Genomic DNA, 8,733 nt, shown 5'->3' with positions numbered 1-8,733 from the left:
ATCTTCTTGATGACCTCAAGCACGGTCGCTTGATGCGGTTCCCAGGTCGCGACGATCGATCGTCCGACCGAAAGCGGCTTGACGCCCTGCCTCTTCAACCTGGCGACGAATTTGGGCTCGGGCGGCGGGGCGATCACCCGCTCTTCCTCGCTGGCCGGCGTGTAGATCATCGCGCCATTCTCAGCGACGACCTTGTCGAAGAGGCTAAGCTCGGGAAAGACGCCCTTGAGATCGGGCAGTTCACGCCCGGTGACGAGAACCAGCTTGCGGCCGCTTTTCTTGAACCGCTCAAGCGCAGTGAGCGTTTTCTTGGCGACGACCCCATCATGAGCCAGCGTGCCGTCATAGTCAGTCGCCAATGCAATGAAATACATTCCGCCAACCCTTCTCGGTTCCGATTGCTCTGCGGCTAGAACGTGTGATCGAGACAAAGGCTCCCCGCCGACCGGATCGAGGTCTTGGAGAAGGGGGAACGGTCCGCCCTCGGAAATCAGGAACTCCTTCGGTGCCGGCACGTTGACCAGAGAAGCCGGGAACCGTCCCGGTCTTTGTTGGCGGCGCAAACCCCGTCGCCGAAATCCACACCAAGCGCAATGAAAGGTAAGGCCATGGGCTTCTTTTCGAAGGACATAAAGACACTCGACGATCTCTTCGTGCACACGCTGCGCGACATCTATTACGCCGAAAAGCAGATCGAGAAAGCGCTGCCGAAGATGATCGACAAGGCAACCGACCCGCAATTGAAAGCCGGATTTGAAAAGCACCTCGATCAGACGAGAGGCCATGTCGAGCGCGTCGAACAGGTGTTTGAGTTGCATGGCGTCAAGGCCAAGGAGGTCAACTGTCCGGCAATCGACGGCATTCTCGAGGAGGCCGACGATGTGAGCGGTGACGTCGATGACAAGGAGGTTCTCGACGCGGCGCTGATTGCTTCGGCGCAGGCCGTCGAACACTACGAGATGACGCGCTACGGCACGCTCATCGCCTGGGCCAAGCAGCTTGGCCGCACCGACTGCGCCAATGTGCTGGCCAAGAATCTCAAGGAAGAACAGGCGACAGATCGCAAGCTCACCGAAATGGCGGAAAGCAAGATCAACCTGCAGGCAGCCGAATAAGGCTGCAATCCGGCCGGCCGAGTTACCAGCCGGCCGGATTGCCGGTAGGTTCCATCCCGTCAGCGAGACGGGTCGACGCCCAGTGCCGCTGATTGCTTGCGCAGCGCCTCACCGTCATCCTGCGGCACATGCCGAGCAGACCCTGCGGTTTCCGTGTAGATGCGATACGCTACACAAGCGAACGCCACCATGAAAAGCAGACGGCCCATCCATCCTACTCCTTCGTTGCGGACTTCGTTTCGGCCATCCTCAGTACCCTCCGACGACGGGCAAGATTTCGCCGGTGATGTAGCTCGAGCAATGCGGCGAAGCGAGGAACACATAGGCCGGCGCGAGCTCTTCCGGTTGCGCTGGTCGTTTCATTGGCGTGTCGGCGCCGAATTTCGAGACGTCGTCAGCTTCCTTGTCCGACGGATTGAGCGGCGTCCACACCGGACCCGGTGCTACCGCATTCACCCTTATGCCCTTGCCGATGAGATTGCCCGACAGGGCCCGCGTGAAAGCATGAATGCCGCCCTTGGTCATCGAATAGTCGACCAGCTGTTTTGAACCGTCGATACCGGTTACCGAACCGGTGTTGATGATCGCCGAACCGGGTTTCATGTGCGGCACCGCTTCCTGCGCCATATGAAAATAGCCGTAAAGATTGGTCTTCAACGTCGTGTCGAAATGTTCTTCGGTGAGCTCGCCGAAGTCGCTGGAATGGATCTGGAACGCAGCATTGTTGACCAGCACGTCGATGCGGCCGAATTTTTCAACGGTCTCCATGACCGCCTTGTGGCAGTGGCTGCGTTCGCTGACATCGGCCTTGACCAGGAGGCAGCGTCGTCCCTCCTTTTCCACCGCGGATTTGGTCTCTTCAGCGTCCTTGTCCTCGGCCAGATAGACGATCGCGACGTCGGCGCCCTCGCGGGCGAACAACACCGCCACCGAGCGGCCGATGCCCGAATCGCCGCCCGTGATGAGCGCTACCTTTTGGTTGAGTTTTTTCGATCCGAGATAGTAAGGCGCATCGTACAGCGGCGCCGGCTCTATGGCCCATTCATGTCCCGGTTTGGGCTGATGTTGCTCAGGGAAGGGGGGCTCGGGATATTCGCGGGCGCCAGCCTGCATGGCGCCTTGAAGCTTCCCATCGCCTTTCGATTTGTCCTTGGCATCGATGCCACGTTGGATATGGCGCTGCTTGGCCGCTTCACCGGCTATTTCCGACTTCATCTGCATGATCGTCTCCTTGGCTTGGAGAGAAAACAACGCATGTCGGCCAAAAAGGTTTTGCGCAAAAGATCGACTGCAGAGAGGATTCCGACCAGCGGTTGGCAATGCGTGGCGACGACATCGCCAACTGCAACAATTCAGCTGCAATGCAGCCGCACCAGCCACCGCCGCGATGGGATCGAGCATCTGGGGCTTGCCCGCTGCCTGCGCCGCCTTGGCGGCGAGCCAAACGTGATGATGTGGACTGGGAAGCTCTTGCGTCGCGTGCGCAAAGCAGCGCCATCCGGTCTGCTCCGGGCGGAGCGCCGGAATTCTATCTTGGCGAGAGGCCGTCGAGCAGGAAGTCGAGGCCTCTTCGGAAGGCGCCATCCCAATCGTTGTCCAACAGCAGACGAGAGCGTTCGATTGTCGGGTAGTGTTCGCTGAGATGTGTAAGACGCTGCTGTGCGGCTGCCCTGTCTTCTTCCGAGAGATCGAAGCTTGCCCGGGTGAGGGTGGCGCCCATCACATAGTTCCAGAGCGACCATATCGCGGCGTTCAGATCCGCGTCCGCAACACCGGCTCTGGACAAGGTCTTGCTCAGCATTTCCAGGCGACCGAGAATGTTCCGACCGAGCGCCCGGCGCGGCAACAGCGATGCCGACCAAGGATGGCGCAACATTCTGGCGCGCCAGTCTTCGAGCATATGAACGACGTCTCCGCGCCAGTCCGGAGACTCACCTGTTTCAGGCGATCCGCGATGTTCGAGCACCGAATCGACTGCTAGATCAAAGACATCCTCCTTGTTGTCGACGTGCCAATATAGACTCATCACACCCGAGCCGAGGCGATCGGCCAGCCGACGCATTGTCAATCCGTCTATGCCCTGGGCGTCCAGCAGTTCCACCGCGGTCGCCACGATACGCTCTCGAGACAGCGGCGGCTCGGTGCTCGCTTGCTGCACGGGCTGGAGCGACACGCTTATCCGTTGATCCCCTTTGCTCCGGGCGCCGCTGCGTTTGGCTACCATCCGTCGTCCTCGCTTTTTCAGAACATCGATTTTGACCGGCAACGCGACAAATGTCGATCTTGAGCGATTGACTCGTACGACGTACCATACGATGACTCGTACATCGCACGATTCACGTAGCGATTAGGTTAAAGTTCAATCTGCAGGCGCCAGGGTAGGTTGCTCGCAGGCTGCGGAGCCAAGCGAAAAACCATGTCACGCGCAATCAAGCATCTGCTTATCGGAGGGCTAATCATCATGACCATTGCAGTCCCCACTGCGTCGCCGGCGAACGAGTTCAAGCTGACTATTGTCAATCCACAGGCACTCTACGACCCGTCGCCGAATGGCTACAGCACCGCCGTAATCGCACCGCTCGGAGCTCGGATCGCCTACATCTCCGGGCAGGGCGGCCAAGACAGCACAGGAACCTTGTCACCGGATTTCGCCGTCCAGGTGAAGCAGGCCTACGCAAATTTGCATGCTGCGCTTGAGGGCATCGGCGCCAAGCCGGATCAGGTGGCGAAGCTCACGGTCTTCGTGGTCGACCACGACATGTCCAAGCTCGAGGTGTTGACCAGGAACGTCAAGGACATGTTCGGCGAGGCGCTGCCGGCGCAGACTCTGGTTCCCGTTCCCAAGCTTGCAATCGATCCCATGCTTTTCGAGGTGGAGGCCACCGTTATTCTGGAATAGTCGCTCCGATTGACCCGATCGTTCGAACAAAGAGTCGAGCGCGCTGCCGACGGCTGCGCGCTCACAATATCGAGCGGATGTTTCCAAGCCTCACGTGTTTCCAGGCTGAAGCCTCCAAGGGAACTGGAAAGTGAAGTCGGGGACCGCCGCATCCATGCCGCTCGCCGTATCCAAAAGTCGCATAAGATAGATTATGGAACTAACGCATGGGCCAAGAACTGTAAATTGCCGCTGATTCTCATAGGCTTGAGCCGATTGTGGCGTATTGCCTTGAGCGGATCGCCAACGCTAGGCTGTTGAAATGAAGATGGCAAACAGCGAGATCGAAGCGGCAATCGAAGTGTTCGTGCATGGCTTCAGCGCTGATAGGAGCCGCACCTTTCCTTACGAGGCCAGCCGCGTTGGACCATTGTGGCTGATGCGCGATGCCGAACGCAAGAATCCTCGCGATTACCGCGGCGAAGAATGGGTCGTCCATGACGTCGCCGCTCAAGAGACCGATGCCGTCGTGCGGCAGCATGCGCGGCCGGGCTTTGCCATTTCCGTTGTGATCGCGAACGACGATCCGGACGGGCCGACACGAACCGCCTACAAAGCTCTCGGCTACCGGCTGCTGCGGACCGAAGGCTTTTTCGTCCACCGATTGCACCGGATTCCGAACCCGCCATCGGTTGCTTCGGTCGAACGCGTGCAGACGGCCGAACGGGCGGCACAGTTGGGAAAGATCATCCGCAGGCAGCCGATCCCAGACGATTTGCTCGGCGACACCGCGCCGTTCCGCCAGTATGTGGCAATCGACGGCGCCGACATCGTTGGGCGCGTTCGCAGCCTGGATGCCGTGGGAGCCACCTGGTGTTCGAGCATGTATGTCGAGCCGTCGCACCGGCGTCGCGGCATTGGTCAGGCTTTGATATCGAAAATGTTGCACGACGATCGCGCGCGCGGGTCAAGGTACTCGGTGCTGGCAGCAACCCATGCCGGGGCGCTGCTTTATCCCCGGATGGGCTACGAGCGGATCGGAACGCTGCTGATATTTGCACCAAGGAGCCGAAAGCCCTCATGAAGCTCTATTCGCATCGTGCTGATTCATAAGGGATTTCTATAACCATGCCGTCATAGGCGGGTTCGACATTGGCTGGTGTCTCGGCCATCACCGAGACGTAGTCGAGCGGCACGTGCATATGTGTCAGCACCGCATGTATCGGCGCCAGCCGCTGGATCCATTCAAGCGCTTCGCCAAGTGACAGATGACTTGGATGCGTCCGGTACTGCAGCGCGTCGATGATCAGCACGTCGAGGTCGCCCAGCCGTTCGGCGGTGGGTTCCGGAAAGTCGCTGATGTCGGGGCAATAGGCGAGACCGCCAATGCGGAAACCGAGCGATACGATGTCGCCGTGGATCTGCGGCAGCGGCTCGAGGGTGAGGGTACCCCCCTCTCCTTCGACGACCACCGGCCTGGTGTGGTCGATGAGATGCGGCCTGACGATCGGCGGATAGGAACTGCCTTGCGGCGTCTCGAAACAGTATCCGAACGCTTCCCGCAGCCGAAGCATCGTCGCCCTGTCGGCATGGACGTCGATGAGCTGGCGCTGATCGAGGACGAAACCGCGCAGATCGTCGATGCCATGGATATGGTCGGCATGCGGGTGGGTATAGACGACCGCATCGACACGTTTGACGCCGGCCAGCAGCATCTGCTGCCGAAAATCCGGCCCCGTGTCGATGACGACAGTCGTTCGGCTGCCGTTCGCCGCAATCCGCTCGACGAGCGCGGCGGCACGGGTGCGCCGGTTCCTGGGGTTGTCGGGGTCGCAATTGCCCCAATCGCCGGTGATGCGCGGCGTACCTGGGGACGAGCCGCAGCCGAGAATGGTGAGGCGCAGCCGGTCAGTCATCGTTCAGGCACTTTGCTCTGCAGGCCGCGGCATCTTGCCGAACAGCCGGAAGAAATTATCTGTGGTCAGATCGGCGATTTCAGCTTCGCTTACCCCGATCGTTTCGGCCAGCACTTTGGCGGTATGGGCGACATAGGCGGGCTCGTTGCGTTTGCCGCGAAACGGCACGGGCGCCAGATAGGGCGCATCGGTTTCGACCAGCAATCGGGCATGCGGGACATCGGCGGCAATGGCACGCAACTCAGCTGAATTCTTGAAGGTCAGGATGCCCGAGAACGACACGTAGCCACCGAGAGCGACGCCCACCTCGGCAAGCCGGCGCCCGGAAGAAAAGCAATGCAGGATGAAGGGGAAGGCGCCCTTCCCTGTTTCGTCCTCGAGAATATCAGCCATGTCGGCATCGGCATCGCGCGAATGGATGACCAGCGGCAGCCCCGTTTCACGGGCGGCGGCGATGTGGTTGCGAAAGCCTTGCGCCTGTGCATCGCGTGGCGCCTTGTCGTAAAAATAGTCGAGACCGGCCTCGCCGATGGCCACTACTTTTGGGTGCGCGGATAGCCGCACAAGCTCCTCGACCGTGATATCCAGTTCTTCGGCCGCATTGTGCGGATGAGTGCCGACAGAGCAATAGATTTCGTCGAAAGTTTCAGCGATCTCAAGTACTTGCGGAAACCGCTTCACGCGTGTCGAGATCGTCACCATACGGCCAATTCCGGCGGCTAAAGCGCGGGCGACGATGGCCGCCCGCTCCTCGGCGAAATCTGGAAAATCCAGATGGCAGTGGCTGTCGACGAGCATCAGATGTTCGCGTCCGGCTGTTCGACGTAACGCGGAAACACGCCTTCCGGCACCGGCAACGCAGTGCCGGGCACAAGCGCGTGATCCGCGTGGACATGCACGAAATCGCGGCTCTCCGCCGGCACCGCCAGCAGGTCGAGCAGTTTCGCGGCCGAGCCCGGAGTGAAGGGCTGACACAGCACCGCCACGCGGCGCACGACTTCGGCGGTCGTCCACAGCACCGTTTCCATGCGCGCCGGGTTGGTCTTCTTCAGCGCCCATGGTGCCTCGCCGGCGAAGTAGCGATCGGCTTCCGCCACCACGCCGAAGATAGCTGCCAGCGCCAGATGGATGCCCTGCTCGGCGACCGCCTTGCGCGCGGTGTCGAGCGCGGCGGCGGCCTGATCCAGGATCGCTCTGTCTGCATCCGTCAGCTCGCCGCGCTGCGGCACCACGCCGCCGCAGTTCTTGGCGATCATCGACAGCGAACGCTGCGCCAGGTTGCCGAGACCGTTGGCAAGATCGGCATTGGTGCGGTTGACGATCGCGTCATGGCTGTAGCTGCCATCGTTACCGAACGGCACCTCGCGCAGGAAGAAGTAGCGCACCTGGTCGAGACCGTAGTGCTCGACCATCGCGAATGGATCGACGACGTTGCCAACAGATTTCGACATCTTCTCGCCGCGGTTGAACAGGAAGCCATGCGCGAAGACGCGCTTTGGCAACTCGATGCCCGCCGACATCAGAAATGCCGGCCAATAGACCGCATGGAAGCGGACAATGTCCTTGCCGATGATGTGCGTGGCCGGCCAATAGTGCCATTGCTCGGCCTTTGTGTCGGGATAGCCGGCGGCGGTGATGTAGTTGGTCAAGGCGTCGACCCAGACATACATCACATGCTTGTCGTCGCCTGGCACCGGCACGCCCCATTTGAAGGTCGTGCGCGAGATCGACAGATCCTTCAGCCCCGACTTGACGAAGCTGAGCACCTCGTTGCGGCGCTCGGTCGGACCGACAAAGTCGGGCTGGCTCTCATAAAGCGCCAGCAATTTGTCCTGATAGGCGGAAAGCCGGAAGAAATAGCTTTCTTCCTCGTTCCATTCGACCGGCGACCCAAGCGGTTCGCGGCGCACGCCGTCGTCGCCGAGCGTCGTCTCGCTCTCGTCGAAATAGGCTTCCTGGCGCACCGAATACCAGCCGCTATAGCGGTCGAGATAGATGTCGCCATTGGCGGCCATCGCTTTCCAGATCGCCTGACAGGATTCGTAGTGGCGCGGTTCGGTCGTGCGAATGTATTGGTCATTCGAGCCGCCCATCGCCTCGGTCATTGCGCGGAAAATCGCCGAATTGCGGTCGGCCAGCGCCAGTGGCGTTATACCTTCCTTCTCGGCAGTTTGCTGCATCTTCAGGCCATGCTCGTCGGTGCCGGTCAGGAAGAAGACGTCCTTGCCGTCCAGGCGCTGGAAGCGTGCCAGGGCGTCGGTTGCAATGACCGTATAGGCGTGGCCGATATGCGGCTTGCCGTTCGGATAAAAGATCGGGGTGGTGATGTAGAATTTGTCGCGTGACATGAATGAAGCGTCATGAATGTCTGAATGGAAAGGCGTGGCGGTGGATATCGTATCGAGGCAGCATTTGCCATCCCGATCCAGGAAACCCAGTCACATTCGCATTGCAGAATTCAGGCGGTCGATCATGATCAAGGCGTGCTGCTTCTTATCGAGATTGTAAGTATCGGTCTCAGATATAGCGTCCAGCGCCTCATGCCAAGTGTCCGACAGCGTTTTGGCTCGTGCGAGATCGCCAGCCAGTGCTGCCTGGCTTGCCGCGTCCGACAACAGGTCTAGCACCCGGCGGTTGAAGATATCGAACTGGATCGCCTGATCGCGGCCGGCCACGGCTTCGGCGAGGCGGAACGCGCCGCCGACATCGCTCTTTTTCCCGGTGACCAGAGCGTCGAGCGTCGAAGCGATCTCAAACCCGCCATACTGCGTCAAGAGGATCGCGGTGCGGGCGCTGCCCCCTGCCCGCTCGGCCAGTGCCGCGC

10 protein-coding genes and 1 pseudogene are annotated in these 8,733 nt (G+C 60.4%); 3 read left to right on the top strand and 8 right to left on the bottom strand.

What is annotated here, in order from left to right; all coding sequences use genetic code 11:
- On the bottom strand, positions 1–374 hold a 374-nt coding region (locus tag EN994_RS08685; protein WP_164745842.1), incomplete at its 3' end, for an HAD-IIB family hydrolase.
- A gap of 234 nt (positions 375–608) precedes the next feature.
- Between EN994_RS08685 and EN994_RS08680 the strand changes: the two genes are divergently transcribed.
- Positions 609–1,115: a ferritin-like domain-containing protein gene (locus tag EN994_RS08680; protein WP_013531567.1), complete on the top strand. Its 507-nt coding sequence runs from the start codon at positions 609–611 to the stop codon at positions 1,113–1,115.
- 59 nt (positions 1,116–1,174) lie between these two features.
- On the opposite strand, the gene EN994_RS08675 is transcribed toward EN994_RS08680, so the two are convergent.
- The 3 genes from EN994_RS08675 to EN994_RS08665 form a co-directional block, all read right to left on the bottom strand.
- Positions 1,175–1,324, bottom strand: a complete 150-nt coding sequence (locus EN994_RS08675; RefSeq protein WP_013531568.1) for a hypothetical protein — start codon at positions 1,322–1,324, stop codon at positions 1,175–1,177.
- Between the two features lie 40 nt (positions 1,325–1,364).
- Positions 1,365–2,336 (bottom strand): SDR family oxidoreductase, encoded by a 972-nt coding sequence (locus EN994_RS08670; protein ID WP_024505521.1) that lies wholly within the window; start codon positions 2,334–2,336, stop codon positions 1,365–1,367.
- A 307-nt stretch (positions 2,337–2,643) separates the two neighbouring features.
- Positions 2,644–3,339, bottom strand: a complete 696-nt coding sequence (locus EN994_RS08665; protein WP_013531570.1) for a TetR/AcrR family transcriptional regulator C-terminal domain-containing protein — start codon at positions 3,337–3,339, stop codon at positions 2,644–2,646.
- A 192-nt stretch (positions 3,340–3,531) separates the two neighbouring features.
- Between EN994_RS08665 and EN994_RS08660 the strand changes: the two genes are divergently transcribed.
- Positions 3,532–4,014, top strand: a complete 483-nt coding sequence (locus EN994_RS08660; RefSeq protein WP_027161647.1) for a RidA family protein — start codon at positions 3,532–3,534, stop codon at positions 4,012–4,014.
- A 418-nt stretch (positions 4,015–4,432) separates the two neighbouring features.
- Entirely contained in the window at positions 4,433–5,077 is a 645-nt protein-coding gene (locus tag EN994_RS08655) for a GNAT family N-acetyltransferase (RefSeq protein ID WP_224620913.1), read from the top strand.
- 4 nt (positions 5,078–5,081) lie between these two features.
- Here EN994_RS08655 and EN994_RS08650 read toward each other — a convergent pair whose 3' ends face one another.
- From EN994_RS08650 to EN994_RS08635, 4 genes and pseudogenes are all read right to left on the bottom strand, one after another.
- Positions 5,082–5,909: an MBL fold metallo-hydrolase gene (locus tag EN994_RS08650; protein WP_013531573.1), complete on the bottom strand. Its 828-nt coding sequence runs from the start codon at positions 5,907–5,909 to the stop codon at positions 5,082–5,084.
- A gap of 3 nt (positions 5,910–5,912) precedes the next feature.
- Positions 5,913–6,707, bottom strand: coding sequence for a TatD family hydrolase (locus EN994_RS08645; RefSeq protein ID WP_063168015.1), 795 nt, complete (start codon positions 6,705–6,707; stop codon positions 5,913–5,915).
- The gene (gene metG / locus EN994_RS08640) at positions 6,707–8,257 is read right to left on the bottom strand and encodes a methionine--tRNA ligase (RefSeq protein WP_063168014.1); all 1,551 of its coding nucleotides are present in this window, start codon (positions 8,255–8,257) and stop codon (positions 6,707–6,709) included. Before metG ends, EN994_RS08645 begins: the two co-directional genes overlap by 1 nt.
- Positions 8,258–8,347: 90 nt before the next feature.
- Positions 8,348–8,733: pseudogene (locus EN994_RS08635) on the bottom strand (DNA polymerase III subunit delta'); the annotation flags it as partial.

It is taken from the genome of Mesorhizobium sp. M7A.F.Ca.CA.002.09.1.1, assembly GCF_003998555.1.
Lineage (GTDB): Bacteria > Pseudomonadota > Alphaproteobacteria > Rhizobiales > Rhizobiaceae > Mesorhizobium > Mesorhizobium ciceri.
The sequence above is the reverse complement of the archived record's forward strand: the minus strand, read 5'-3'. Positions and strand labels throughout refer to the sequence as shown.

Bases quoted from the DNA above. Each gene is read 5' to 3' on its own strand.
- EN994_RS08680 (WP_013531567.1), top strand. From the start codon at position 609: ATGGGCTTCTTTTCGAAGGACATAAAGACACTCGACGATCTCTTCGTG.
- EN994_RS08675 (WP_013531568.1), bottom strand. From the start codon at position 1,324: ATGGGCCGTCTGCTTTTCATGGTGGCGTTCGCTTGTGTAGCGTATCGC.
- EN994_RS08670 (WP_024505521.1), bottom strand. From the start codon at position 2,336: ATGCAGATGAAGTCGGAAATAGCCGGTGAAGCGGCCAAGCAGCGCCAT.
- EN994_RS08665 (WP_013531570.1), bottom strand. From the start codon at position 3,339: ATGGTAGCCAAACGCAGCGGCGCCCGGAGCAAAGGGGATCAACGGATA.
- EN994_RS08660 (WP_027161647.1), top strand. From the start codon at position 3,532: ATGTCACGCGCAATCAAGCATCTGCTTATCGGAGGGCTAATCATCATG.
- EN994_RS08655 (WP_224620913.1), top strand. From the start codon at position 4,433: ATGCGCGATGCCGAACGCAAGAATCCTCGCGATTACCGCGGCGAAGAA.
- EN994_RS08650 (WP_013531573.1), bottom strand. From the start codon at position 5,909: ATGACTGACCGGCTGCGCCTCACCATTCTCGGCTGCGGCTCGTCCCCA.
- EN994_RS08645 (WP_063168015.1), bottom strand. From the start codon at position 6,707: ATGCTCGTCGACAGCCACTGCCATCTGGATTTTCCAGATTTCGCCGAG.
- metG (WP_063168014.1), bottom strand. From the start codon at position 8,257: ATGTCACGCGACAAATTCTACATCACCACCCCGATCTTTTATCCGAAC.